The organism is Peribacillus sp. YIM B13482, assembly GCF_042787975.1.
GTDB classification, from domain to species: Bacteria; Bacillota; Bacilli; order Bacillales; family DSM-1321; genus Peribacillus; species Peribacillus simplex_A.
Genome location: NZ_JBHZPF010000002.1, coordinates 175,876 through 200,813, shown reverse-complemented (window position 1 = coordinate 200,813; position 24,938 = coordinate 175,876). Strand labels below are relative to the sequence as shown.

The following is a 24,938-nucleotide window of genomic DNA, read 5'->3' as shown; positions in this document are numbered from 1 at the left end:
AAAAAAACCCCCATCCAAGGATGGGGGTTTTGAAGTTATTAACGAGAGTAGAACTCAACGATAAGAGCTTCGTTAATTTCAGCAGGCAATTCAGAACGTTCTGGTAAACGAGTGAAAGTACCTTCTAATTTCTCAGCATCGAAAGTAAGGAAATCAGGTACGAAGTTAGTTGCTTCAACTGATTCTTTGATGATTGAGAAGTTGCGTGATTTTTCACGAACTGAGATTGTTTGTCCAAGAGTCACTTTGTAAGATGGAATGTCTACGCGGCTTCCGTCTACAGTGATGTGACCGTGGTTAACAAGTTGACGTGCTTGACGACGTGTACGAGCTAAACCAAGACGGTAAACTAGGTTGTCAAGACGTGATTCAAGAAGAACCATGAAGTTTTCACCATGTACACCTTTAAGTTTGCCAGCGCGGTCGAACATTGAACGGAATTGACGTTCAGTGATTCCGTACATGTGACGAAGTTTTTGTTTCTCTTGCAGTTGCATTCCGTATTCAGAAATTTTTCTGCGTTGGTTAGGACCATGTTGTCCTGGAGCATAAGGGCGTTTTTCTAATTCTTTACCAGTACCTGTTAGGGAAATTCCTAAACGACGGGATAGTTTCCAGCTTGGGCCAGTATAACGAGCCATAGGATGACTCCTCCTTTAAATGTTTTTATTTTGGTAAAATAAAAACCGTGTGAATGTACGATCATGACCATTTTGTTTTCATGTACCTTCGCCCTAGCAGCAGAGAGTTACGAGATACACCTCTGTATTGAGGAACAAAATGAGAACATAAAGGCTGTCACATAGGCTGCAATATTTTACACAAGGAGTATTGTATAATATTCTGCTCAATGAGTCAAGGATAGTTACGATTAAATAAGGGGAGAGAATCGCAGCGGGAAGATACAATACATTTAAATAACACTATTTTTGTATGCTTCATGGTTGGTTTCCCGGCATTCCTTGGGAGCCCTTATAGGTATCGTTCCCACCTAGTTCTTTTGCATCGTTTTTTGCGAATCGTATAAATAACTAAAAAATAGGCAGTTATCGGTGTTTCCCATTGGGCAGAAGGTCAATCGAATAGTGTGATAGAGGTTAAGGGCCAGGCGTTTTATATTGGGAGGAATTAAGGGAAGGACCGGATGCAAGTACATGGGATCCTGTAATGGAGAGGGGAGCAGGCAAGGATTGCCGCTCCCTTTAACTTTATAATTGCTTGGAAAGGATTTCTGCGAACTTCTCCAGTCCCTGCTGATCGATTTCGTCAAATCGGTCCGTGACCGGGCTGTCGATATCGAGGACCCCGAACAATTTGCCATCCTTCATGAGCGGTATGACAATTTCAGATCGCGATGCTGCGTCGCAGGCGATATGTCCAGGGAATTGATGGACATCCTCGATGCGCAGGGTTTTTTCAGTTGCCGCTGATGTCCCGCATACTCCTTTACCCATTGGGATGCGAACACAGGCTGGAAGTCCCTGGAAGGGTCCCAGTATTAATTGGCCTTCTTCGTATAAATAAAAGCCGACCCAGTTAATCTCATCAAGAAACTGATTAAGCAGAGCTGCCGCATTGCTTAAATTGGCTATCCAGTTCGTTTCATCCTCGATTAAGGCAAAAAGTTGTTTCTGGACAAGTTCATAGTTTTTTTCTTTTTTTCCTTGATACATTTCGACATTAAACAAAAGCGTTCACCTGTCTTCCTCATATTATTACAGCACTTTCTAATATGTTGCTTTATTGTTGGGAAATTGTCGAGAACTTACTAAAGGATTCAGGCTCTTCCGTGCAGAAATAGTCCATAAGACTTGTCTCAAAGAAAGCGAGGGATTGCCTAAATGAATCGCCAGACGCCAACGAAACAAGCCATTGTGGAAGCTGCACTGCATTTATTTCATTTAAAAGGCTATCATGCCACATCCATACGGGATATTGCGAACAAAGCGAAAGTGAACGCTGCAAATATTGCCTACTATTTTAAGAATAAGCAGGGATTGCTGGAATTCTGTTTCACTTCCTATTTAGAAGAGTATATCCTGGTCCTTGATACGAACATGACACTGCTGGACCTTAAAGGCCCCCAGCATTGCTTGATGAATCTAGTAATGGATATTCTCGATTTCCAGAGGGAAAACTTCCTGGCTGCACGGTTCATATATGGGGAATCTTCACTAGATTCCAATTTAAACCGGGAAATTCATTCGACTTATTTTACAAAGGAAAAGTCTTATTTTCAATATGTTTTGGAACAAGGGATTAAGAGCAGGAGTTTCCAGCAGGTCTCCATTCCCATGTATATGCTCCAGTTGAAGGGCCTGCTAACGGCTCCTGTCCTTCATACCCATTATGCGATGGATGTGCTTCATGTGTTCCCGCAGGAAGCCTATTACACGAATATTTATGCCAATGAAGTCGGACGTTTTCTGCAAGATACCCTTTTCATTGCCGAAGACCTACAGCCACTGTTAGCGGGCCGGCCTGAAGTGTATACATGAGTTACCCATTAAACTCTGCAATCAGCGCCTGATGGCCCTGACCCAAATCTTTAGCCTGATGGGCATCGGAACCATAAATAAGCGGAATGCCGAGATCGAAAGCACGCTTTGCAAACCTTTCTGGAGGATAAGGCTCACCGCATAGCGGCTTTACAAGGCCGGCTCCATTATAATCAAGTTCATACTTTTGTTCCTTGATCAAATCCAGCACCTTGTAAACGCGCTCGTCAAAACTTAATGCTGGCGGATATCGATGCTGGAATTTATGGACAAGCGTAATATGCCCGATCCGCTTAGGTTTATAAATGCCTAAATCAGCTTTTATCGATTTTTCCAGAGTATCGTAATATTTGGCATACACCGATTCGACTGAACCTAGTTCATTGGCAATCTCACCAAACCCATTTTCACTGAAATCGATGCAATGCCAATTGCTTTGATGCTTGATGAAGTGGACGGAAAGTATACTGTCATCAAGGAATTCTCCGATTTCGTCGAGGAATTCTTTTGTTTCTTTTTCATGACCCTCTATGAAGTCAACCTCTAGACCTCTTTTGATCAGGATTTTGTCTTTATAGCGTTCTTTCAGTACGCGGAGCTCCTGAAAGTAATCCAGGAGCAGGGCAGCGTCCATGCCGCTGTCTTTTTCAGGCGTAGGATCTTGAAAATCTCGTGGCAATGGAGCATGTTCCGTAAATGTGATTTCCTTTAATCCTAGCTCGATTCCCCGCGTAATATATTCATCGAATTTATCCGTAGAGCCGTGAGGGCAAAACGGAGTATGTACATGACCGTCAGCTTTCATAGTCCTTCCCTCCCAAAAAACAGGTATTTGTAGCAATTTTCTACAAAAAAATCATTTTTCTCATCAAAAATTATTGCTAACATGGTATCATAAAAGCATTAAATTTAACATTTTTAAAATTGATATATAAACGAGCAAGACTGTAGGGACTAGAACAGGGGGCTTACCATGGAGTACATACTTGGGGTAATTGTATTAATTTTGATTTTCATCATTTGGGGTTATTTTTTCAAAAAGAGATATTTTAAAGAGATCGATCGACTGGAATCCTGGAAAATAAGCATCATGCACCGCCCCGTGCTAGAAGAGCTTTCTAAAGTCAAACAATTGAACATGACAGGTGAAACAGAGGAAATGTTCGAAAACTGGCGCATTGAATGGGACGCTATCATTACGGACCATATGCCCGAAGTCGAAGAGCTTTTATTCGATGCAGAGGAGTCCATCGATAAATACCGTTTCAGCCGGTCAAAAGAGGTACAGCGCAAAATTACAGTCAAGCTGAATGAAATCGAGGAAATGATCAAAAAGATCCTATACGAATTGAATGAACTCGTAGGCAGTGAGGAAAAGAACCGATTGGAAATTGAGGATATTAAAGAATCCTACCGTCAATTGAAGAAATCCTTGCTTGCACACAGGCATAATTACGGGAAAGCGGCTGATAAGCTGGAAAATTCCTTGGATGAAGTATTGCAGATCCTTCAGAGGTATGAAGAAGAGACTGTGAACGGGAATTATTTGAATGCGAGGGAGCTCGTTCTTTCCATTAAGGAAAAATTGGCGATCTTGGCCGTTAAAATGGAGTTGCTCCCAAAATTATTGGTTGATAGTCAATCCGAGCTGCGCTCCCAGCTTCATGAATTGAAGGATGGCTATGAGGAGATGTCGGGACAGGGTTATCTGTTGAGTCATATCCAATTCGAGCAGGAAATATCAAGGCTTGAGGAAGAACTGAATCTTTATAAAGCACAATTGGAAAATGCCGAAACGGAAGCTGTGGATAAAGGCATTAAAGATATGCGCGAAAGCATTGAGGTGCTTTATGACCTTTTGGAGAAAGAAGTGCTTTCAAAACAGTATGTCTTGAAAAATGATGAAGTCCTTAGGAAAACGATAAGTGACCTTGAATATGAAAACGATAAACTTAAAGTTGAAACCATACATGTTCAACACACGTATCATCTAACGGAAAATGAGCTAGATGCTCAACGGAAGATGGAAAAGCAGATTGCACAGATTTCGAAACGCCATCAATTGCTCGTCTTGAAGATGGAGGATAATGTGATGGCAAGCTCGCTTATCAGCGAAGAGATGCAGGGGCTGGAAGTACAGCTGAAAGAATTACAGGAAAATCAAAAAGAATTCACCATTAAATTACAGGCTTTACGAAAAGATGAAATGGATGCCAGGGATTCACTGGCCGAATTGAAACGCAAAATGGTCGATACTGGCCGTTTAATTGCAAAAAGCAATATTCCAGGTCTTCCTGAAGAGTATAAAGCGGTGCTTCAGGATGCCAAAGAAAGCATGGATGACGTTCAGGGTAAACTTGAAGAAAAGCCGCTTGACATGGCAGCTGTTTATATTTATTTGGAAAAAGCGGTCCAACAGGTGAGTGCGGTCCACGAAAAAGCTGATGAATTGATCGAACATATGTATTTGGCCGAAAAGGTGATTCAATTCGGAAACCGTTATCGCAGCAGTCACGATACAGTTGCCGATAGTCTCAGGGAAGCGGAAGCCAAATTCCGAAGCTATGAATATCAAGCTGCATTGGAAACGGCAGCCACGGCCATTGAAAAGGTCGACCCAGGTAGTTTGCAAAAAATTGGAGCGAACATAGAAGAAGTTCTTTCCTGAAAACCCGCCATGGCGGGTTTTTTCTTTTATCGGATCCTGAATTAGTTTTCTGCCAAAATTGAAAAATGGGATCGATAGGGTTGGAAGTGAATCATTCTGCGGGAATTCAAAGAAAGCATGTCTCCTTTCGTTCATGGACCAGTGTTTTACATTCTCTTTCAAATCCAATTATGTTAATATTAGAAGTCGCAACAGCTACACTTGAAACGGAATTTAGAAGAGTGACCAACATAGATACAAAAACATGGAAGGTGAACCCATGATTTATTTTGACAATAGTGCAACAACAAAACCATATCCTGAAGTAATCGAATCATTCATGAAGGTTTCTTCGGACTATTTTGGAAACCCCTCTTCGCTGCATGGACTTGGGGTGCAATCCGAAAAATTACTTTCTGCTGCAAGAAAGCAAATCGCTGATTTATTAAAGGTGAAGAGCTCGGAAATATATTTCACTTCCGGGGGGACGGAAGGGAATAATCTTGCCATTAAAGGAACCGCCCTCTCTCAGAGAAATCGGGGAAAACACATAATCACGACGGCAATCGAACATCCTTCTGTAGAAGACGCATGCCAAGCATTGACGAAAATGGGTTATGAGATCACATATCTTCCCGTTAACGAATTTGGGCAAATTGATTTAAACGATCTTAAGCATGCATTGAGGGAAGATACCATTTTAGTATCCGTCATGCATGTTAATAATGAAGTTGGCTCTATCCAGCCGATTGCTGAAATGGGAAAATTGTTAAAGCAATACCCACACGTGCTCTTTCATGTCGATAATGTGCAGGGGGCAGGCAAAGTTTCTTTATCAATACGTGATGCCAATGTGGATTTATGTACAATTTCCGGACACAAGGTGCACGGCTTGAAGGGGACGGGCATCCTTTATGTTCGTGAAGGCGTTCGGGTCGATCCGCTTTTCCACGGTGGCAATCAAGAAACGAAAATCAGGAGCGGCACCGAAAATGTTGCGGGAATCGTCGCCCTTTCGAAGGCTTTTCGTATTAGTATGAGCAATCAATTGCTGTGTCATGATAAGCTGCAGCAAATCAAAAATTATTTATATAAAGGTTTGAAGGAACTGGACGGGGTGTTGATTAACAGTCCTGAAAAAGGTGCACCCCATATTGTGAATTTTTCCGTACCGGGACTCAAATCAGAGGTATTGCTGCATGCGCTTGAATCGGAAGGGATATATGTTTCGACGACTAGTGCCTGTTCTTCGAAAAAAAGGACGGTAAGCAAAACGGTGGATGCGATGTTCCATAACCAAGCCCGTTCCGAAAGTGTGATCCGAATCAGTACTACCTATAGCAATGAGATGGAAGAAGCGAAGCAAGTTCTGGCGGCGATACAGAAAATAGTCGCTAATTTAGAAAAAATAATGAGGGTTGCAAAATGAAATTTGATCATATAATTATCCGTTATGGAGAAATCTCCACGAAAAAAAGAAACCGTAAAGGCTTTGTAGACAAAATGAAGGCGCATATCCGCTGGAGTTTAAAGGATATTGAAGGAGTAGTGCTAACAGCCAACAGGGAGCGGATGTACGTTCTCCTGAACGGTGTGGACCATAAGCCTGTCATTGACCGATTGAAAGGCATTTTTGGGATCCAGTCTTTAAGTCCTGCGATAAAAATTGAACGCGACTTAGAAGTGATGAAAACGGCAGCGTTGTATTACCTTAATCATACTCTTGAGGAGGTAAATACATTCAAAATCACGACAAAACGCGCAGATAAGGATTTCCCATATAATACCGATGAAATTAACAGGGCACTCGGCGGGCATTTGCTTCGGAATACAGAAAATTTAAAAGTGGATGTAAAGAACCCTGATTTGAACCTGCTGGTAGAAGTGAGACGCGAAGCCGTTTATTTGACGGGTGAAATCATCCAGGGGGCAGGCGGTCTTCCATTCGGTTCAAGCGGAAAGGCAATGCTGATGCTTTCAGGCGGGATTGATAGCCCTGTTGCAGGATTCCTTTCGATGAAACGCGGGTTGGACGTAGAAGCGATTCATTTTTACAGCCCGCCTTTCACAAGTGAGCGTTCACGTCAAAAGGTCATTGATCTGGCGGGCAAACTTGCTGAAATAAGTGGAAGCATGAAAGTGCATATCGTTCCATTTACTGAAATTCAATTATTGATTCAAAAACAGATCCCGGAAAACTACTCAATGACAACAACTCGACGTTTAATGATGCGGGTCGCCGATCAAATCCGTGAAAAGGAAGAAGCCATGGCACTGATCACCGGTGAAAGCCTTGGACAGGTTGCAAGCCAGACGATGAGCAGCATGTTTGCCATCAATGAGGTGACGAATACACCGATCCTGCGTCCGCTGATTACGATGGATAAAACGGAAATCATTAAAATCGCAAGAGAGCTTGATACTTTTGAAATATCCAATCTGCCTTACGAAGATTGTTGTACGGTCTTTACGCCGGCAAGCCCAAAAACGAAACCGAAACGTGAAAAAGTCAATTATTATGAGAGCTTCGTTGACTTTGAATCATTGATTGAAAAAGCGGTCTCCGAAACAGAAATATTGACGGTTAAACCGGGTCAGACATTCGATAGGGAAGAAGCGATGGAAGACTTGTTTTAATATCCTGTAATTACCAATGATATTGTGCGAATGAAGCCATGTGTTTTAACACACTCTATAATCACAAGGAGGTGAAAAACTCATGGCAAACAACAACAGCTCAAACGAATTATTGGTACCTGGAGTGGAACAAGCTCTAGAACAAATGAAATATGAAATCGCTTCAGAATTCGGTGTACAACTTGGTGCCGATACAACATCTCGCGCTAACGGATCAGTTGGTGGGGAAATCACAAAACGCCTTGTTCAAATGGCTGAACAACAATTAGGCGGAGGTTTCAACAGATAATTTAATAATATGGCTACAGAGAGCGGGTTCTAAAACCCGCTCTCTTTATTTATTTGTAAAAATACATGGATATATTAGAGAAGTATCTTGTATAATGAGTAGGTACTAAGAGTTCATAAATGGAGGGGAAAAAAATGAAACGTAAAGATTTATTAGCTCCGGAACATTACAACTTAGTGAGTGAAATGGAACGTTTTGCAAAAGATCCGGAAAAAGTTGCTGTACTTTGGGAGAACGAAACCGGAGATAAAAAACAACTTACATATGAGAATTTATTAAATAGTGCAAATAAAATTGGAAATGCCTTCAAGAAAAAAGGGCTGGGTAAAGGTGATACGGTCCTTATCATAATCCCTCGTTTAGTAGAAGCTTATCAAGTGTATTTAGCCGCATTGAAAATTGGCATGATTGTCATCCCTTGTTCTGAAATGCTTCGTGCGAAGGACTTGCAGTATCGAGTCAACCACGGTGATGTTAAAGGAATCGTCAGTTTTCATGAATATACTCATGAATTGAATGAAATAGAGGGAGCGGAAAGCCTTCTGAAGTTTTCAATCGGAAAACGAATGGAAAATTGGCTGGATTTGAATGAGCTTGCCGATGATGAATCCGATCAGCTGCCAATGGCCGACACGAAGAGTGAGGATATGGCGTTCTTATCGTATACTTCCGGAACGACAGGTAATCCAAAAGGGGTTGTCCATACACATGGATGGGCTTATGCCCATTTAAAAACGTCTGCTGCAAACTGGCTGGGCATCAGCGAAGGGGATGTGGTTTGGGCAACGGCAGGCCCAGGGTGGCAAAAGTGGATCTGGAGTCCTTTCCTGGCTGTATTGGGAACGGGTGCAACAGGTCTTGCCTATCATGGGAAGTTCGAGGCGAAAAAATATCTTCAGCTGCTTCAGGGATACAAAGTGAATGCGTTATGCTGCACACCAACCGAGTATCGGTTGATGGCAAAGGTGGATAACCTTGATGACTATGATTTATCCCATCTTCATAGTGCAGTATCAGCGGGAGAGCCTTTAAATCAAAAAGTGTTCGAGGTCTTTAAAAACCATTTCCATATTGAAGTGCGCGATGGATATGGACAAACCGAAAATACCCTTTTGGTAGGTGTAACAAAAGGCATGGATATTAAATTGGGCTCCATGGGCAAACCGACTCCGGGCAACCATGTGGAAATCATTGATGATTCCGGTAAACCCTGTTCTCCTGGTATAGTCGGGGATATTGCCGTACATATCGATACACCTGCTCTTTTTAAAGAATATTTTAAAGATCCCGAGCGGACATCGAAGCAATTCCGTGGGGACTATTATATCACCGGCGATCAGGCGAAAATGGATGAAGATGGTTATTTCTGGTTTGAGGGTCGAACTGATGATATCATCATCAGTTCGGGATATACCATTGGACCGTTTGAAGTGGAAGATGCACTCGTTAAGCATCCATATGTGAAAGAGTGTGCCGTTATAGCAAGTCCTGATGAAATAAGGGGAAATGTGGTCAAGGCGTATGTTGTCTTGATGGATGATATCGATCCGGACAGCCAAGATTTGATCAAAACGCTTCAATCGCACGTAAAAGAATTGACTGCTCCATATAAATATCCAAGGAAAATCGAATTTTTAGATGAGCTTCCCAAAACGACATCGGGTAAAATCAAACGGGTGGATTTACGGAAAAGGGAAGAAGCACTACTTAATAATTAACGAAAGCATTTCCGTCAGCCCCCGGCTGACGTTTTTTTTATTAACAGAGGCTTGCATAATCATAAATATGGGAATCCGTGAATTGAGATGGTACACTTACTGCATATCTGAAGGGAAAGAATCATTTAATAAGGAGTGTAGAGCGGGATGGGAACGATATGGTTCAATGGGGCGATTTATACGATGATTAAAGAAAAAGATCAAGTGGAGGCACTCTTCACTGAAAAGGGGGTAATAGTTGATACCGGCAGCATTGACTATTTAGAACGTAAATATGCCGGCAATATTTCCAGGGAAATCGACTTAAAAGGACAAACGATGCTGCCAGGGTTAGTGGATAGTCACCTTCATTTGGTCGGGCATGGTGAAAGACTGCTTCGTCTAGACCTCTCTTTGATGGATAGCAGGGAGTCCATCATGAATGCCTTGAAGGAAAAGTGCTCAAAGACCCCTGCTGGAAAGTGGATTGTTGCCGAAGGGTGGAATGAAAATGAATGGCCCAGTCCTGAATTGATTTTACGGGATGAGCTTGACGCGATATCGACAGAACATCCCATCGTATTGAAAAGGATCTGCCGCCATGCCTTGGTGGTCAATTCCTGCGCCCTTTTGGAAGCGGGTATTAAAGAAGATATAAAAGAACCGTCAGGCGGGGTGATCTGCCGCTATCCAGAAGGTCGGTTAAATGGTTTATTTAAAGAAAACCAGGCGCAGAACCTGATTTTAGACAGCCTTCCTGGCATTGACCAAGAGTATATCGAAAACGCACTCATAGAGGCCATAGAAGACGCATATAAGCTAGGTTTGACTGGCGGACATACTGAAGACCTCCATTACTATAATGGCTTCCTTCCGACATATCAGGCGTTTAAATCGGTAATCGAGGACAGGGAAATGGCCTTTCGCGCCAATTTACTCGTCCATCACGAAGCGTTAGAAGAAATGCTGAAAGCAGGCGGCAGCTATCAAGAAGGTACGCGATATATCAAGTTCGACAGCATGAAGATATTTACCGACGGCTCCTTAGGCGGACGCACAGCCCTGTTAAGCGAACCCTATGCAGATCAAAGGGATACGAACGGTGTCGCGATATTCACTGAGCATGAGCTTCAGGAATGGGTGAAAAAAGCAAGGGATGCCGGAATGCCGATTGCTGTCCATGCCATTGGCGATCTCGCTTTTGAATACGTCTTGAATGCAATTGAAGCCATCCCCCCAAAAGAGGGACAGAGGGACCGGCTCATCCATGCGCAGATCGTCCGGCCGGAGCTGCTGGAGCGGGCGGCAAAACTGCAGGTCATATTTGATATCCAACCAGGTTTCGTCACGTCCGATTTTCCGTGGGTGGAAGAAAAGGTTCCAGCCAATCTATTGGATTCCTCCTATGCCTGGAAAACCTATTTGAATATGGGCATCATTTGTGCAGGAGGGTCAGATGCGCCTATAGAGCCATTAAATCCAATTTTGGGCATCCATGCTGCTGTCACAAGGACGAAAATCAACAGTGAGGACAGTACCGTATATGGCTTGGATGAAAGGCTCTCCGTTCATGATGCCTTCGCACTTTATACAAAAGGGAGTGCTGCAGCTATCGGCCAGGAAAAACGCCGCGGTCAGATCATCAAAGGGTACGATGCAGATTTTACCGTGTTTAATCTGGATGTCTTTGCTGTTGTGCCGGATGATCTCCTGAAAGTTGAGGCGGTCATGACGGTCATAGATGACAGAATCATGTATGATAAAAAATAACAGTTGCAAAAAAAGAAATGGATACGCAAAATAGTTAGAATTCGATAAAGGAATTAATGGAAAGAAGGCAGGTTATGAAAGTGGATGAACAAAAAGAAGGGGCGATCTATGCAGCCCTTTCTTATATGATGTGGGGAGTCGTGCCAATTTACTGGAAGTTCCTTCAGGGAGTCGGAGCTACAGAAATCTTGGCTCAGAGGGTATTATGGTCTTTCGTCTTCATGCTGGTTTTATTGATGTTCATGAAAAAACGACAAGCGTTTCTTGATTATGTCAAAAACATATTGGGAAATCCCAAACTCTTTGCGGCGTTACTAACGGCCTCACTGCTCGTTACAGCTAATTGGGGAGTGTTCATCTGGGCCGTTAACTCAGGACGGATCCTTGACACGAGCCTTGGATATTATATCAATCCGCTAGTCAGTGTACTATTGGGAGTGATAGTTTTAAAAGAAAAATTGAGCGGGGCACAGATCATGTCGTTCCTGCTTGCAGGAATCGGGGTCTTGATCCTAGGCATTCATTTCGGTACGATCCCGTGGGTCTCTCTTGTTTTGGCCATGACCTTTGGATTATACGGCCTGGCAAAAAAAATGATCAAAGCCGAATCGGCGATCGGGCTGACGCTCGAAACGATGATGGTAACGCCTCTTGCCCTGGGTTACCTGATATACTTGATGAACCAATCAGAAATGCAATTCTTTACAGCAGGAAGCACAAGCTTGCTGTTGGTGGGCGGTGGGATTGTTACGGCCTTGCCTCTTTTATATTTTGCAAAGGGGGCGGAGAAGATCCCGTTATCGATGCTTGGGATTTTTCAGTATATCGCTCCGACCTTATCCTTACTGATCGGGGTATTCGTCTATCACGAAAGTTTTACAAAAGCGCATCTTTTAGCCTTTTTGTTCATATGGTCAGCCTTGGCTGTTTATACACTATCCATTACGAAATGGGGTCAGGCAAGTGCACGCAGGTTTAAAGGCAAAGGGAACATCGGTGCGTGAATAAGAAAAAATGCTTGGTGGTTCCATCCCCAAGCATTTTTTTTGCCTATATTTAAAGAAACCGGTTTTACGGCAGGAGAATTGCTTGAGTCATGAAAGATAAATCCTCGGACCTATTTCAGAAACAATCAAATCAGATAGGCTGACAAGACCGTGAACGGGCTTTGCACGGGAGATAGTTGGTTGGAATTGTCTATAGTAGGAACTATCCAGGCTAATGATATGCTTTGTCAGGAATGCTGAGATGGCGGCATTCGGCTTTCTATTGCTATTTAGTTCATCGATGATACCCTGTGCATTGGTAATCCCGATCCCGTGGCCATAAAAGAGGTCTTCTCCTAATAATATTGCATTCTCACCTTGCCATTCAGGTGTTTCCTCATCGTGATCAGGGTTTTTGAAGTAAAGGCAATCCCCTGGTAAATAATCCGTTCCTTGATGAACATGAAGAGCCATATTCTTCGGAGGGCGCCAGTCATATAGAAATAGGCTTGAAAAAAGATAGTCGAAATTCCTAGGGCCGATTAAATCCAAAATGGCCTTTAAAAAAGTGACGACTATCGCTGTACCGCATTCGAAAGCGTAAAGCGTTCCATTCAAGAAAATGTCCAGGAGTGCAACATGAGGGGCAATCCCTGGCTGAAGGGTAAAAGTGCCATCCTTTGAAAGGCGCCAATATTGTTTATTGGATGCCGATTCCTCAAGTGTGGAAAATTCTGCATCACTTTTATCCAACGCAAAAGCTGCCTCGATGACTCGGTGCCTCAGTTGTATATCGAAATTAAGGTATCCAAAGCTCCGATATTCAAAAATGTTAGAATCTTCCGCTAGCAATTGGAGAATTTCAAGCGATTTAGCAGATGCTATACCTGGTTGGATGTGACTGACATCTAATAATTTGTGATTAATCTTTATCATGATCATATCCACCTTTTGCTTTTGAAATTAAGGGCTTATAAAACCAGTACACAAAAAATGTCCACAGGTTATGCTCATTATATGAATACCTGCAAGGAAATGACTCTTTGAACGTGTCAGGCACGTAAACGAGAATGATTGGAATGGCATGATGTTTTGCTAGATATCCTTTAACGCAAGGGAAACCTTTCCAATTAATGAGAAGAAGCAAATTAGTATTCCTTTTTCCCCATGAATTGATATAATGGGAGAGAAAAGTTCATATGTGCGAGAAATGTAGGGGGGCCAGTACTGCTGGCTGAGATTGCGTCCTTTAGATGCTGACTCTTTGAACCTGATCTGGATGATGCCAGCGGAGGGAACATATTATTACTGACTTTCTGTTTTGTATGTTAAGCGTCCGAATTCATCTTCGGGCGTTTTTTGTTTTTTTACCGGTATTGGAATGGACCCTGGCGCCTCATTATGGTTTCGGCATATGGATCTTATATGATGTGTAGGAGGATAATAGTTTGAATAAATTCTTACCACTGTTAACTTCGTTGTTCCTTTTGGCTGGATGTGGGGCAGGCGGAACTAATGAAAAAGAAGAATCATCTAAAAAAGAAGGCAATAAAGAATTAAAAAAGGTATCGGTCGTGCTTGATTGGACACCGAATACAAACCATACAGGATTGTATGTAGCCAAGGAAAAAGGGTATTTCAAAGAACAAGGTCTGGATGTGGAAATTATCATGCCAGGCGAAGCTGGAGCTGATAAACTTGTGGCTTCAGGGAAATCTGAATTTGGCGTGAGCTACCAGGAGGGCATTACGCAGGCCCGCGTGCAAGGCGTTCCGATTGTTTCGCTAGCTGCTGTCATCCAGCATAATACCTCTGGATTCGCTTCACCTGCGGCAAAAAACATTAAAACTCCCAAGGATTTTGAAGGGAAAACGTATGGTGGCTGGGGGTCTCCAGTTGAAAAGGCCATTATTGATTCACTTATGAAAAAAGAAAATGCCGATGTAAATAAAGTGGATATAGTGAATACAGGGGACACAGATTTTTTCACTTCGGTTAAAAGGGATATAGATTTCGCCTGGATTTATTATGGGTGGACAGGTATCGAGGCTGAGTTGCGGAATGAAAAGCTTAATATGGTTTACTTAACCGAATACTCTGATAAGCTTGATTACTATACGCCTGTTTTGACAACAAATGAAAAGATGATTAAAGAGGATCCTGAGACTGTTAAAGCATTCGTTCATGCAGCTTCGAAAGGGTACCAGTTTGCAATTAAGAATCCTGATGATGCAGCGGACATATTAATTAAGTCTGCACCTGATCTAGATCCAAAACTAGTGAAGAAAAGCCAGGAGTGGCTTGCAGATAAGTATCAGGATGATGCTCCGCGTTGGGGTGAACAAAAGCTTGAAATCTGGAAGAATTATAGTGATTGGATGAAGGAAAATAAGCTTCTTGAAGGTGATTTCAATCCTGAAAAGGCATTTACCAATGAATTTTTACCAAAATAGGAGGAAATACAATGGCCAATTCATTAATTAGTATACAAATCATTCCTAAAGGGGAAAATGTCATCCCCATGGTCGATGAAGCAATCAAGATCATTGATGAATCAGGTGTCAAGTATGAGGTTCACCCGCTAGAAACAACAATGGAGGGTGAGCTATCCGAGCTTTTTGCCGTGATAGAAAAAATGAATGTAAGAATGATTGAATTAGGCTCGCCGAATGTCATTTCCCAAGTGAAGATACTATATCAGCCAAGCGGGATTACGATGGATACGTTAACGGAGAAATATCGGGCATGATCAAAAGGGGAATTTGGAAGAAGGGGGCTCCCTTCTTTCTTTTATTATGTTTGCTGATAGTATGGGAATCAATGACAGTCTTATTAAAGGTTGAAAAATGGCTGCTTCCCGCTCCATCAGCCATTTTCATTGAAGGAATTGAGTCGTCCCGTAATCTTTTTGGACACCTTATATCAACAACTGAGCTTGCGTTATCGGGTTTTCTTATTGGAAGCTGTATCGGTTTATTGATTGCTGCAATCTTACACCTGTTTCCAGGTGTGAAGGACGCGGTTTATCCTCTGCTCATACTCTCGCAAAATATACCAATCATAGTTTTGGCACCGCTTTTAGTGATCTGGTTTGGCTTTGGCATGCTGCCTAAGTTAATTGTGATTTCACTCGTATGTTTTTTTCCGGTTGCGGTTGCTTCATTGGACGGTTTTCGCCAGACACCTTACGAACTTAAGCATTATTTCAAGATGATGGGAGCGGGGAAAAACCAGTTATTTTGGAAGCTGGAACTTCCCCACTCGATCCCGTTCATTTTCTCAGGCCTAAAAATTTCGGCCACCTATAGTATAATGGGTGCGGTTATTTCGGAATGGCTTGGGGCTAAATCGGGGATTGGTGTTTATATGACGCTCGCTTCCTCCGCGTTTCGGACAGATCGGGTGTTTGTTGCCATTTTCATCATTATGGGAATGAGCCTTCTCTTTTTTGGAATCATCACATTCCTGGAGAAATATTTAGTTTCATGGAAGAGAAAGGAGGGTGAAAGGGATGATGCTGGAAATTAAAGATGTCTCCTTTTCTTTCGATGGTAAACAGAATATTTTAGAGAATATGAATTTCCATGTAGATGATGGGGAATTTGTCACAATCCTAGGACCATCTGGCAGCGGTAAAAGTACGTTGTTCCACTTGATAGGCGGTATTCTGAAGCCGGATCAGGGCATCATTTCGTTGGATGGTAAAAAGATAAATGGCTTTAAGGGCCATATAAGCTATATGCCGCAGCAGCCATCCCTTTTACCTTGGAGAACGGTGTTGGATAATGTTTTGCTTGGAAGTGAGCTTGCTGGGATAAGAGACAAAGAAATGGCAAAAGCCCTTTTGTTGAAAGCTGGATTAGAAGAGTATGTGAAGGCATATCCGCATGAACTATCTGGGGGCATGAAGCAAAGGGCCGCTTTCATTCGAAGCATCTTAAGTCGACAGGACTTGATGTGCCTGGACGAACCCTTTTCTGCTCTGGATGAACTGACAAGATTGGAAATGCAAAAATGGCTGTTGTCTGTTTGGGAACAAAATCGGAGATCTGTGCTTTTTGTTACCCACAGCATAGATGAAGCGGTTTTCCTTTCAGATAGAATTTATGTGTTATCAGCAAAACCGGCTGCTGTCATCAAAGAAGTGAAAGTTCCATTTCCAAGGCCAAGAAGTGAGGAACAATTTCTAAGTGATGAATTTTTAAATTTGAAGAGAGAGTTATATGCCGCACTAAAGCCAACCCTTTCTTAAGTCAGGAGGAAATTGAAAATGAAGATCATCGACAGCCATATCCATTTGGATAGGTATGATGAAAGTGAACAGAAGCAGATTCTCTCTGATATGGAAAAGGTGCATTTGGAATCATTGGTGACAGTTTCCATGAATTTAACCTCTTCCATAAACAATGACCAGCTTTCACTCAAAGATTCACGAATTAAGCCTGCCTTCGGCTTTCATCCCGAGCAGCCCCTCCCGAGTAAAGAGGAAGTGAACGAATTATTGTATTGGATGCGGGAACATCGTCATAATATGGTTGCTGTAGGTGAGATCGGACTCCCGTATTACTTAAGGCAGGAAAATCCCAATATGGATACGTCAGGTTATGTAGAGATACTGGAAAGGTTGCTGGCTTTTGCTAAAGAGGTTGAAAAGCCGGTTATCCTTCATGCCGTCTATGGCGATGCCCCCATCGTTTGCGACCTTTTGGATAAGCATCAAATCACAAAGGCACACTTTCATTGGTTTAAAGGTGATATCAGGACAGTCGAAAGAATGGCCGAAAAGGGGTACCGCATTTCGATTACACCTGATGTTTGTTATGAGAGGGAAATACAGGAATTGGTTTTTGCATACCCACTTAAGCTGATGATGATTGAAACGGATGGCCCATGGCCGTTTGAAGGGGTTTTCAAAGGGAAATGGACGCACCCGGGCATGATGCATGAAAGTGTTCGTCAAATTGCTTCGATTAAAGGATTGCCAATTGAGGATGTCTATGAAATCCTTTATCAAAATACGAAAGATTTTTACCATATATAAAAGGTACCGGACATATCCGGTACCTTTATTAGTTAGTTCAAAGAAAGGTCCTTTTCACCTTTTCCCAAAAGGAATTATCCTTAAGCTTAACGGTCTTGATGACTTTACCGCTTAACCGGACCTTGACCTTTTCAACATGATTGATGCTTAATGCTTCATTGTCCATTCCGATGATCGGGTAGCTTGGCCCGTTTTGTTCAAGGTGGACGGTCAACGTCCTATTGCCGCTTAGGATGAATGAAGAACCTAGGGTCCGATAGGAATTATTATTGATGGATGCGAGCTCGCTCACTTGAAAACAAGGGAGAAGCGGATCCACAACGGCCCCGTTTACCGATTTATTATAGGCGGTGCTTCCGGTCGGGGTCGCAATGATGATTCCGTCGCCGCGAAAAGTTTCAAAATGGAGTTGATCAATGAAAATATCCATGATGAACGTTTTGGTTATGGAAGTCCGGATACTGAGTTCATTGAGGGCATAAAAGGAGGGCTGATCGTCCAACTGGATATCGATGGTTGGATATTTACGCACCTCGATTTGCTCTCTTGTCATGGCATCGATCATTTTATCCGTGTCTTCCAAGTGGAAATCGCAATACATATTCAAGTTACCTGTGGTGGAAATGCCTGCATATAAACAATCATCCCTGAACCCGGTTTTACGGGCTGCCTGCAGGAATGTGCCGTCATCACCTATGCTTACGATGATGTTGGCCTTTGTGAAATCTTGGATGACTTCATATGAATGCTGTTTCGCTAAGTCCGATAAGTATTCGATCTTGTTAAGTATTTCTGTATTCGGTGCATGGAAAAAATAAATATTCCTGCGAGTGTTCATCATGTTCCCCCCTAGTATGATTGGTGATGAAAGGGCTTTCTTTTTCCTGTTCAGGTAAATGCAGATCGTGCAAAATGCACCAATGCATTTCCAATTAGAGGATTATTTGCTACAATTTTATATGTCTAGTTTATCATGGAATGAAACATTAATGTATGCAGTTCGTATGATAAGAAGGATACATATATTTAAGGGGGAAAACAGATGAATGGAAAACGTTGGGCGGCACTTGGAATTGCAGCCGTTTTATTTTTTGTCTCTATTGCTGTAGGGACGGCTACAACTCTATTTACAGCGGATACGGAAAATATCATTGATGAATTATTTGCTTCTGAAAGTGCATTTAACGAGGAAGTCATAGAAGGCGATGATTTTTCTAATGTTATTGCAGTATTCGATGTAGAGGGAACGATTCAAGATACAGGAGAAGCTTCATTACTAAGTTCAGCAACATATAATCACCGTGCCTTCATGGATAAGCTGAAGATGGCAGAGGAAAATGATGATATCAAAGGAATCATACTAAGGGTGAATTCTCCTGGCGGCGGTGTCGTAGAAAGTGCTGAGATCTATGATAAGATCCTTGATATTAAAAAAGTGAAAAAACCTGTCTATGTTTCAATGGGATCAATGGCGGCTTCCGGAGGATATTATATTTCTGCGCCAGCCGATAAGATTTACGCCAGCCCAGAAACGATGACGGGTTCACTAGGTGTCATCATGCATGGGTATAATTACGAGAAGCTGGCCAAGAAGTATGGCGTTGAGTTCGAAACCATCAAAAGCGGACCACACAAAGATATTATGAGCCCAACTCGGGAAATGACTGGAGAAGAACGTGAAATACTGCAAAATATGATTAATAATTCTTATGATCAATTTGTAAAAGTCATTGCCGACGGACGAGGTATGACAGAGAATGAAGTACGCAAAATTGCTGATGGCCGCATTTATGATGGGCGTCAGGCTAAAGAAAACCATTTAATAGATGATTTCGGCCATTTGGATGATGTAATTGCCGCGATGAAAACTGATATCGGTAAAAAAGATGCTCAAGTTATCCGCTATACCGATGAGGCAGGTTTCGGTTCATTATTCAGTATGGGAGCGCAAAAAATGTTGGGGAATGATGTGGAAACGGCCGTCTTGACAAAAATCCTTTCCTCTTCAAATTCTCCACGCTTAATGTATTTGTATGCGGAATAGGGGGGCTGAAGGATGACGGAACGAAATGAAAACAATGAACAAATCGCTGCATCCAATGTACTGGCAGATCAAGAGGTTCCCGTTCAGCAGGAATTTACGCCAGCCAAGCAGGCCGTGGATGATGGCGGAGTCAAGAGAGTGCATTTTGCTGGATTTTGGATGAGATTTTGGGCCTATTTAGCTGATTTGTTGGTTATCGGAAGTTTGAATCGGATTTTGATTCATCCCATCTTCAAGTTTTATGAAGGGACAGATGATCTTTGGTTTTCCGCAGAAGGCTTACTAACAGGGATCGTATTCTTCTTATACTTTGTTTTGATGACCAAATTCTTGAACCAAACCCTTGGTAAGATGATTTTTGGACTGAAAGTCGTTACATTGAGGGAAGAGACAAAAACCATTTCTTGGGGTACGATATTGTTCAGGGAGCTGATTGGCCGATATATTTCAAAAGTTACTTGGATTGGCTATCTCCTGGCAGGCTTATTACCGAAGAAACAGGCTTTGCATGATGTCTTTGCAGACACAGGTGTTATTTTGATCAGAAGATGATATTTTCCATTCATGAATCTGTAAGAGCGTGTTTTTCGCTTTTGCAGGTTTATTTTTTTTTGCATTTGCCGATAATGATAGGCTGAAGGGGTGTGGGTGCATGATGTGGGTTTTGCTGATTATAGGTATCCTCATTTTGGTGCTGCTTATTCTTATTTTCACAAAAGTAAGAGTATACATTGACTACAAACGTGTCCAAACGAATGACAAAATACATATTAAATTATCAGCTTGGTATGGACTTATTCACTATACATTTAAAGTCCCGGTCATTAAAAAGGATGATGACTCGGCAGCTATAGTAGTAAAGGAAGAGCAAGAAATGAACGGAAAAACCGAAAAGGAAGAAAAGAAAAAAATCACACCCGAAGATTTGCGTGACGGATTCGCTGACATGAAGGAGTTGCTTCAGCATATGGTCGGATTTCATAGGGTCGTCCGTCAGTTCACAGGGAAAATCCAAGTTAAAAAATTCAGCTGGCATAGTATTGTCGGTACTAAAAACGCTGCACATACCGGTGTTTTAACAGGTGCATGCTGGGCACTTAAAGGCTCAATCATCGGTTTGCTGACAACCTATTTCAACTTCCGGATCATGCCCGCATATTCCATTACACCTGACTTTCAAAGATGGCAGGCCAATACGTCGATTTCCTGCATATTACAATTTAGAATCGGGCAGGCTATGGTGACTGGAATAAAACTGCTTCGTTATTGGAAAGGCGGAAAACCGCATTTCAGGTCCAGGAAATTAGCGAAGCTATCAGGTGATTCCAATAAACAATCGTTCTAGAGAGTGGAGGAATTTAAATGTCAGATCATCCGATTCAAGGTTTAATGAAAGAAGCGATGGAAAATCTGAAAGAAATGGTCGATGTGAACACGATCATCGGTGATCCGGTGGAGACTCCGGATGGAAGTGTCATTTTAACCGTATCCAAAGTTGGTTTTGGTTTTGCAGCCGGTGGCAGCGAATTTGTAATGGATGGAAACCATCAAGCACATCAAGGTGATTCCAAGCAGCCTTTTGGCGGCGGTAGCGGCGGTGGGGTTTCCATAACACCAATTGCCTTTTTGATTGTCGGTTCCCACGGGGTGAAAATGATTCATCTTGATGAAGGTACGCATCTTCTCGAAAAAATGATGGATTTAGCTCCTCAAGTCGTCGATAAGATTCAGTCCATGCTATCCAAAAAAGAAAGTAGTAATCAAAGGCAAGGCAGCAGTAGCAGTCAAACAAACGTAAAGAGGTACCAAGAACCTAAACAGGATTTAGATTTCTAACTGCGACTCGGCATCCGCCGAGTTTTCTTTTTGCTGTAATATGCTTACACCACTTAATGCTTGATTTTCCACACATGTGAACCGCCAATTCACTTTTCCTAATTCAATTAATTGCAAAATTCCGGTAAAACAAATATTATTATGCTTGTACATATAGCAGAAAGAGGAGGAATTTTTAATGGCTTCAGTTACATTTAAAAACAACCCGGTCACTTTAGTGGGATCAGAACTAAAAGTTGGGGACAAAGCACCTGATTTTACGGTATTGGCTAATGACTTATCACCGGTTACATTAAGCGACTCCAAAGGTTCTGTCCGCATCATCAGTGTAGTTCCATCTGTCGATACAGGTGTATGTGATGCACAGACACGTAAATTCAATGAAGAAGCGGCAAAATTGGATAATGTAAAAGTTCTGACGATCAGTAACGATCTTCCTTTCGCGCAAAAACGCTGGTGTGCTGCTAGTGGCCTGGACAATGTTCAAGTTCTTTCCGATCACCGTGACCTTTCTTTCGGTGAAGCCTATGGTGTCGTCATGCAAGAACTTCGACTATTGGCACGCTCGGTGTTCGTTGTAAACAGCAATGATGAAATCACATATGTAGAATATGTTAGTGAAGGTACCAACCATCCAAATTACGAGGGTGCAATCGAAGCGGCTAAAGCAGCAAAATAAGATGTGAATTCTTAGAAACCGGACGCAATGTGTCCGGTTTTTTGTTTTAATGTTTAAAAGGAGAATATAGTTCATTGGTTATTAAATTCTAACCAACCAAGTGAAATCACAAAGATAATCCAAAGAACAGTTAATATCCCGTACAGGAAAATAAAAACAAAAAATCCCCACTATAGAATCTTTTTTAGTATCCTCCAAATAATACTTCCCCCTAGTCATCCACACTCGAAATTAACGTATTTACCATTTATTTACCAATTTTTAAAAACTTTTAAAAAAGAGTGGCTCGATTCTAAATATACGGACTTTCAAAAGAATGTTAAGCAGGACGTACGACTTGTATCTCTTTCTTGTTAGCTATAAAATAAGGACAGAAGCAAACAGGAGGAATTAATAAGTGAAGTCTACCCCAGTTGAACAATTATTTTATGAATTTGATGAAACAGCCCAAATATTGCAAAGTGAATTATCATGTACGTATCTGGATGCCCTAGGTGAAACGGGTGAGAACTTCTTCCAGGGGAAAGTCCTGCAGGAGGAAATCAGTGAAGTATCGAAGAAAAGGTTAGTTAAGCATTATGGAGATTTTTCACCAGAGAAATATGAGAAGGAAGCAATTCGTAAAGCGTACCAGCTTGCTATTTTAAAAGGCATGCAGGAGAGCGTCCAACCGAATCATCATATGACCCCGGATGCAGTCGGCATGTTTGTCAGCTATTTAGTCGGTAAATTCACCAAGGATCAAAAAGAATTGGTCATGCTAGATCCAGCTGTCGGAACGGGGAATTTACTATTTGCGATCTTGAATCAACTTACTGATAAAAGTATCGCATCATATGGTGTCGAGATTGATGAAACCTTGATCAGGCTTGCTTATGCAGGTGCCAACCTGCAAGAACATCCGCTGCAATTTTTCAATCAGGACAGCTTGGAGCCACTTTTCATCGATCCTTCCGATGTTGTGGTCAGTGATTTGCCGATTGGTTATTATCCGAATGATGTGCGTGCAGCTGAATATGAATTGAAGGCAGATAATGGACATTCATATGCACACCATTTGTTTATTGAGCAAAGTGTTAAACATGTGAAGGATGGCGGACACCTTTTCTTCATTGTCCCTAATAACCTGTTCGTCTCGGAGGAAGCGCCGAAACTCAATGATTTCCTGAAGAAGTATACACATATCCAAGGGATGGTGCAACTGCCGCTTTCCATGTTTAAGAGTGAAGCGGCTGCGAAAAGCATCCTGATCCTTCAAAAGAAAAAAGAGGGTATCGAAGCTCCGAAGAAGGCACTGCTCGTACAACTTCCGAAGTTATCGGATTTCGAAGCGACAAGCTCTGTCATGCAGCAGATGGATGATTGGTTTAAAGAGGAAAAGTAGTCAATGAAAGCTGATGCCACAGGCATTGGCTTTCATTTTTTTTATTCCTAATTTTTGGTTTTTATTTGGTTGTATCCGCTCGCCATGATAAAATTGTACAATACACTACATGTTTCGTTGAGATGATCATTGGAAGAACTAGCTTAGAGTAAAGGAGCAGGATGGATGTCAAAAATCATGGCTATTAATGCTGGCAGCTCTTCATTGAAGTTTCAACTTTTTGAGATGCCAAGTGAAAACGTAATTACAAAGGGTCTTGTAGAAAGGATTGGCTTGAAAAATTCCACATTCACTTTGAGCGTCGAAGGCAAAAAGGTATCTGAAACGGTGCATATACCCAACTATGAAGTGGCAGTAGGGCTTTTATTGAAAAAGCTGATTTACCATCGCATCATTGAATCCTTTGAAGAGATAGATGGCGTAGGGCATCGGGTTGTGCATGGTGGTGAGGTGTTCAGTGACTCCGTCTTGATTACGGTGGAAGTAATAGAGGAAATCGAAAAGCTTTCCGAGTTGGCACCCCTTCATAATCCCGCCAATATCACGGGAATCAAAGCCTTCAGGCAAATACTTGATGTTCCTGCTGTTGCCGTATTCGATACTGCCTTTCATCAAACGATGGCTGCAGATTCATATTTGTACAGCTTACCCTTTGAATATTATGAAAACTATGGAATAAGGAAATATGGGTTTCATGGTACTTCACATAAATATGTGTCGCAGCGGGCTGCAGCAATGATTGGCCGCCCAATCGAACAGCTTCGCTTGTTATCCTGCCATTTAGGGAATGGTGCAAGCATTACGGCCATAAAGGGCGGTAAATCGATTGATACATCAATGGGATTTACACCATTGGCCGGTGTTACAATGGGGACGCGTTCAGGCAACATCGACCCTGCGCTGATTCCATATATCATGGAGAAGACGGGAAAAACGGCTGATGAAGTGCTGGATGTCCTGAATAAGAAAAGCGGCATTCTAGCCCTTTCTGGGTTTTCCAGCGACCTGCGCGATATACAAGTGGAAGCGGATAAAGGCAATGATCGGGCTGTACTCGCACTTGAAGTTTTTGCAGATCGGATTCACAAGTACATAGGTTCCTATTCGGCTAAAATGGGAGGTGTGGACGGCATCATTTTTACAGCGGGCATCGGTGAAAACAGTCAAGCCATTAGGGGGCGAATCTTGGAGGGACTTGAATTCATGGGGGTATATTGGGATAAGGATCTCAACCGTACCTCGGGTAAGGAAGCCTTCATCAATACACCTTATTCCCCCGTTAAAGTGATGGTCATTCCCACTAATGAAGAAATCATGATTGTCAGGGATACCATGAGATTGGCTTTTAGCGAAAACATGACTTCATGATTTTTTATAAAGATCCCTTATCTATTGGTAAGGGATCTTTTCCATGAAAGCATTGATTCAAA

25 protein-coding genes and 1 riboswitch are annotated in these 24,938 nt (G+C 42.2%); of the genes, 20 read left to right on the top strand and 5 right to left on the bottom strand.

From position 1 onward, the window contains the following. Positions 1-38: 38 nt before the first annotated feature. The gene (rpsD, locus tag ACFX4L_RS02510) at positions 39-641 is read right to left on the bottom strand and encodes a 30S ribosomal protein S4 (protein ID WP_061464403.1); all 603 of its coding nucleotides are present in this window, start codon (positions 639-641) and stop codon (positions 39-41) included. A gap of 567 nt (positions 642-1,208) precedes the next feature. Further along, complete coding sequence (locus tag ACFX4L_RS02505; RefSeq protein WP_089363623.1) at positions 1,209-1,688, bottom strand: GAF domain-containing protein; 480 nt, start codon at positions 1,686-1,688, stop codon at positions 1,209-1,211. A 153-nt stretch (positions 1,689-1,841) separates the two neighbouring features. Between ACFX4L_RS02505 and refZ the strand changes: the two genes are divergently transcribed. After that, entirely contained in the window at positions 1,842-2,498 is a 657-nt protein-coding gene (refZ, locus tag ACFX4L_RS02500) for a forespore capture DNA-binding protein RefZ (protein ID WP_061464401.1), read from the top strand. 1 nt (position 2,499) lies between these two features. Here the strand turns inward: refZ and hisJ are convergent, their stop codons facing one another. Then, a complete protein-coding gene (gene hisJ / locus ACFX4L_RS02495; RefSeq protein WP_284470014.1) occupies positions 2,500-3,303 on the bottom strand; it encodes a histidinol-phosphatase HisJ in 804 nt (267 codons plus the stop codon). Between the two features lie 168 nt (positions 3,304-3,471). Here hisJ and ezrA point away from each other — a divergent pair, with 168 nt between their 5' ends. The 7 genes from ezrA to rarD all read left to right on the top strand — a co-directional run bounded on the left by ezrA (position 3,472) and on the right by rarD (position 12,542). Further along, positions 3,472-5,166 (top strand): septation ring formation regulator EzrA, encoded by a 1,695-nt coding sequence (gene ezrA / locus ACFX4L_RS02490; RefSeq protein ID WP_377403796.1) that lies wholly within the window; start codon positions 3,472-3,474, stop codon positions 5,164-5,166. Positions 5,167-5,425: 259 nt separating this feature from the next. Next, entirely contained in the window at positions 5,426-6,574 is a 1,149-nt protein-coding gene (locus ACFX4L_RS02485; RefSeq protein ID WP_377403793.1) for a cysteine desulfurase family protein, read from the top strand. After that, positions 6,571-7,782: a tRNA uracil 4-sulfurtransferase ThiI gene (gene thiI, locus ACFX4L_RS02480; protein WP_061464397.1), complete on the top strand. Its 1,212-nt coding sequence runs from the start codon at positions 6,571-6,573 to the stop codon at positions 7,780-7,782. Before ACFX4L_RS02485 ends, thiI begins: the two co-directional genes overlap by 4 nt. 82 nt (positions 7,783-7,864) lie before the next feature. Next, a complete protein-coding gene (locus ACFX4L_RS02475) occupies positions 7,865-8,071 on the top strand; it encodes an alpha/beta-type small acid-soluble spore protein (protein WP_125160175.1) in 207 nt (68 codons plus the stop codon). 134 nt (positions 8,072-8,205) lie between these two features. Next, positions 8,206-9,789 carry an acyl-CoA synthetase MbcS gene (gene mbcS, locus ACFX4L_RS02470; RefSeq protein ID WP_377381335.1) on the top strand — a complete coding sequence of 528 codons (1,584 nt, stop codon included), beginning with the start codon at positions 8,206-8,208 and terminating at the stop codon, positions 9,787-9,789. A 147-nt stretch (positions 9,790-9,936) separates the two neighbouring features. Continuing rightward, positions 9,937-11,538 (top strand): amidohydrolase, encoded by a 1,602-nt coding sequence (locus tag ACFX4L_RS02465; protein WP_377403790.1) that lies wholly within the window; start codon positions 9,937-9,939, stop codon positions 11,536-11,538. A 74-nt stretch (positions 11,539-11,612) separates the two neighbouring features. Continuing rightward, positions 11,613-12,542, top strand: coding sequence for an EamA family transporter RarD (rarD, locus tag ACFX4L_RS02460; RefSeq protein WP_061464394.1), 930 nt, complete (start codon positions 11,613-11,615; stop codon positions 12,540-12,542). Between the two features lie 90 nt (positions 12,543-12,632). Here rarD and ACFX4L_RS02455 read toward each other — a convergent pair whose 3' ends face one another. Then, entirely contained in the window at positions 12,633-13,460 is an 828-nt protein-coding gene (locus tag ACFX4L_RS02455; protein ID WP_377403787.1) for a protein-glutamine gamma-glutamyltransferase, read from the bottom strand. Positions 13,461-13,728: 268 nt separating this feature from the next. After that, positions 13,729-13,838, top strand: a riboswitch (TPP riboswitch). Between the two features lie 134 nt (positions 13,839-13,972). On the opposite strand from ACFX4L_RS02455, the gene ACFX4L_RS02450 reads away from it, so the two are divergent. From ACFX4L_RS02450 to ACFX4L_RS02430, 5 genes are read left to right on the top strand one after another with little or no spacing between them, the layout of a single operon-like run. Next, positions 13,973-14,977, top strand: coding sequence for an ABC transporter substrate-binding protein (locus ACFX4L_RS02450; protein WP_089363630.1), 1,005 nt, complete (start codon positions 13,973-13,975; stop codon positions 14,975-14,977). A gap of 11 nt (positions 14,978-14,988) precedes the next feature. After that, a complete protein-coding gene (locus ACFX4L_RS02445; protein WP_125160171.1) occupies positions 14,989-15,273 on the top strand; it encodes a thiamine-binding protein in 285 nt (94 codons plus the stop codon). After that, the gene (locus ACFX4L_RS02440; protein ID WP_061464390.1) at positions 15,270-16,052 is read left to right on the top strand and encodes an ABC transporter permease; all 783 of its coding nucleotides are present in this window, start codon (positions 15,270-15,272) and stop codon (positions 16,050-16,052) included. The genes ACFX4L_RS02445 and ACFX4L_RS02440 overlap by 4 nt, the downstream gene beginning before the upstream one ends. After that, the gene (locus ACFX4L_RS02435; protein WP_377403784.1) at positions 16,036-16,776 is read left to right on the top strand and encodes an ABC transporter ATP-binding protein; all 741 of its coding nucleotides are present in this window, start codon (positions 16,036-16,038) and stop codon (positions 16,774-16,776) included. The genes ACFX4L_RS02440 and ACFX4L_RS02435 overlap by 17 nt, the downstream gene beginning before the upstream one ends. Before the next feature lie 18 nt (positions 16,777-16,794). Beyond that, complete coding sequence (locus ACFX4L_RS02430; protein ID WP_284470018.1) at positions 16,795-17,565, top strand: TatD family hydrolase; 771 nt, start codon at positions 16,795-16,797, stop codon at positions 17,563-17,565. Positions 17,566-17,602: 37 nt separating this feature from the next. On the opposite strand, the gene ACFX4L_RS02425 is transcribed toward ACFX4L_RS02430, so the two are convergent. Beyond that, positions 17,603-18,403 carry an NAD kinase gene (locus tag ACFX4L_RS02425; RefSeq protein ID WP_377381319.1) on the bottom strand — a complete coding sequence of 267 codons (801 nt, stop codon included), beginning with the start codon at positions 18,401-18,403 and terminating at the stop codon, positions 17,603-17,605. 204 nt (positions 18,404-18,607) lie between these two features. Between ACFX4L_RS02425 and sppA the strand changes: the two genes are divergently transcribed. From sppA to ACFX4L_RS02390, 7 genes are all read left to right on the top strand, one after another. Then, positions 18,608-19,609: a signal peptide peptidase SppA gene (gene sppA, locus ACFX4L_RS02420; protein WP_089361757.1), complete on the top strand. Its 1,002-nt coding sequence runs from the start codon at positions 18,608-18,610 to the stop codon at positions 19,607-19,609. A gap of 12 nt (positions 19,610-19,621) precedes the next feature. After that, the gene (locus ACFX4L_RS02415; protein ID WP_284470019.1) at positions 19,622-20,161 is read left to right on the top strand and encodes an RDD family protein; all 540 of its coding nucleotides are present in this window, start codon (positions 19,622-19,624) and stop codon (positions 20,159-20,161) included. 100 nt (positions 20,162-20,261) lie between these two features. Further along, the gene (locus ACFX4L_RS02410) at positions 20,262-20,954 is read left to right on the top strand and encodes a DUF2953 domain-containing protein (RefSeq protein ID WP_284470020.1); all 693 of its coding nucleotides are present in this window, start codon (positions 20,262-20,264) and stop codon (positions 20,952-20,954) included. A 17-nt stretch (positions 20,955-20,971) separates the two neighbouring features. Beyond that, complete coding sequence (gene ytfJ / locus ACFX4L_RS02405) at positions 20,972-21,445, top strand: GerW family sporulation protein (RefSeq protein WP_061464384.1); 474 nt, start codon at positions 20,972-20,974, stop codon at positions 21,443-21,445. A 178-nt stretch (positions 21,446-21,623) separates the two neighbouring features. Beyond that, positions 21,624-22,124: a thiol peroxidase gene (tpx, locus tag ACFX4L_RS02400; RefSeq protein ID WP_061464383.1), complete on the top strand. Its 501-nt coding sequence runs from the start codon at positions 21,624-21,626 to the stop codon at positions 22,122-22,124. A 397-nt stretch (positions 22,125-22,521) separates the two neighbouring features. Next, entirely contained in the window at positions 22,522-23,508 is a 987-nt protein-coding gene (locus ACFX4L_RS02395) for a class I SAM-dependent methyltransferase (protein WP_284470022.1), read from the top strand. A 165-nt stretch (positions 23,509-23,673) separates the two neighbouring features. Continuing rightward, positions 23,674-24,876: an acetate kinase gene (locus ACFX4L_RS02390; protein WP_061464381.1), complete on the top strand. Its 1,203-nt coding sequence runs from the start codon at positions 23,674-23,676 to the stop codon at positions 24,874-24,876. Positions 24,877-24,938 lie beyond the last annotated feature (62 nt).

Coding starts and splice junctions, on each gene's coding strand:
- rpsD (WP_061464403.1), bottom strand. CDS start 641: ATGGCTCGTTATACTGGCCCAAGCTGGAAACTATCCCGTCGTTTAGGA.
- refZ (WP_061464401.1), top strand. CDS start 1,842: ATGAATCGCCAGACGCCAACGAAACAAGCCATTGTGGAAGCTGCACTG.
- hisJ (WP_284470014.1), bottom strand. CDS start 3,303: ATGAAAGCTGACGGTCATGTACATACTCCGTTTTGCCCTCACGGCTCT.
- ezrA (WP_377403796.1), top strand. CDS start 3,472: ATGGAGTACATACTTGGGGTAATTGTATTAATTTTGATTTTCATCATT.
- ACFX4L_RS02485 (WP_377403793.1), top strand. CDS start 5,426: ATGATTTATTTTGACAATAGTGCAACAACAAAACCATATCCTGAAGTA.
- thiI (WP_061464397.1), top strand. CDS start 6,571: ATGAAATTTGATCATATAATTATCCGTTATGGAGAAATCTCCACGAAA.
- ACFX4L_RS02475 (WP_125160175.1), top strand. CDS start 7,865: ATGGCAAACAACAACAGCTCAAACGAATTATTGGTACCTGGAGTGGAA.
- mbcS (WP_377381335.1), top strand. CDS start 8,206: ATGAAACGTAAAGATTTATTAGCTCCGGAACATTACAACTTAGTGAGT.
- ACFX4L_RS02465 (WP_377403790.1), top strand. CDS start 9,937: ATGGGAACGATATGGTTCAATGGGGCGATTTATACGATGATTAAAGAA.
- rarD (WP_061464394.1), top strand. CDS start 11,613: ATGAAAGTGGATGAACAAAAAGAAGGGGCGATCTATGCAGCCCTTTCT.
- ACFX4L_RS02455 (WP_377403787.1), bottom strand. CDS start 13,460: ATGATAAAGATTAATCACAAATTATTAGATGTCAGTCACATCCAACCA.
- ACFX4L_RS02445 (WP_125160171.1), top strand. CDS start 14,989: ATGGCCAATTCATTAATTAGTATACAAATCATTCCTAAAGGGGAAAAT.
- ACFX4L_RS02440 (WP_061464390.1), top strand. CDS start 15,270: ATGATCAAAAGGGGAATTTGGAAGAAGGGGGCTCCCTTCTTTCTTTTA.
- ACFX4L_RS02435 (WP_377403784.1), top strand. CDS start 16,036: ATGATGCTGGAAATTAAAGATGTCTCCTTTTCTTTCGATGGTAAACAG.
- ACFX4L_RS02430 (WP_284470018.1), top strand. CDS start 16,795: ATGAAGATCATCGACAGCCATATCCATTTGGATAGGTATGATGAAAGT.
- ACFX4L_RS02425 (WP_377381319.1), bottom strand. CDS start 18,403: ATGAACACTCGCAGGAATATTTATTTTTTCCATGCACCGAATACAGAA.
- sppA (WP_089361757.1), top strand. CDS start 18,608: ATGAATGGAAAACGTTGGGCGGCACTTGGAATTGCAGCCGTTTTATTT.
- ACFX4L_RS02415 (WP_284470019.1), top strand. CDS start 19,622: ATGACGGAACGAAATGAAAACAATGAACAAATCGCTGCATCCAATGTA.
- ACFX4L_RS02410 (WP_284470020.1), top strand. CDS start 20,262: ATGATGTGGGTTTTGCTGATTATAGGTATCCTCATTTTGGTGCTGCTT.
- ytfJ (WP_061464384.1), top strand. CDS start 20,972: ATGTCAGATCATCCGATTCAAGGTTTAATGAAAGAAGCGATGGAAAAT.
- tpx (WP_061464383.1), top strand. CDS start 21,624: ATGGCTTCAGTTACATTTAAAAACAACCCGGTCACTTTAGTGGGATCA.
- ACFX4L_RS02390 (WP_061464381.1), top strand. CDS start 23,674: ATGTCAAAAATCATGGCTATTAATGCTGGCAGCTCTTCATTGAAGTTT.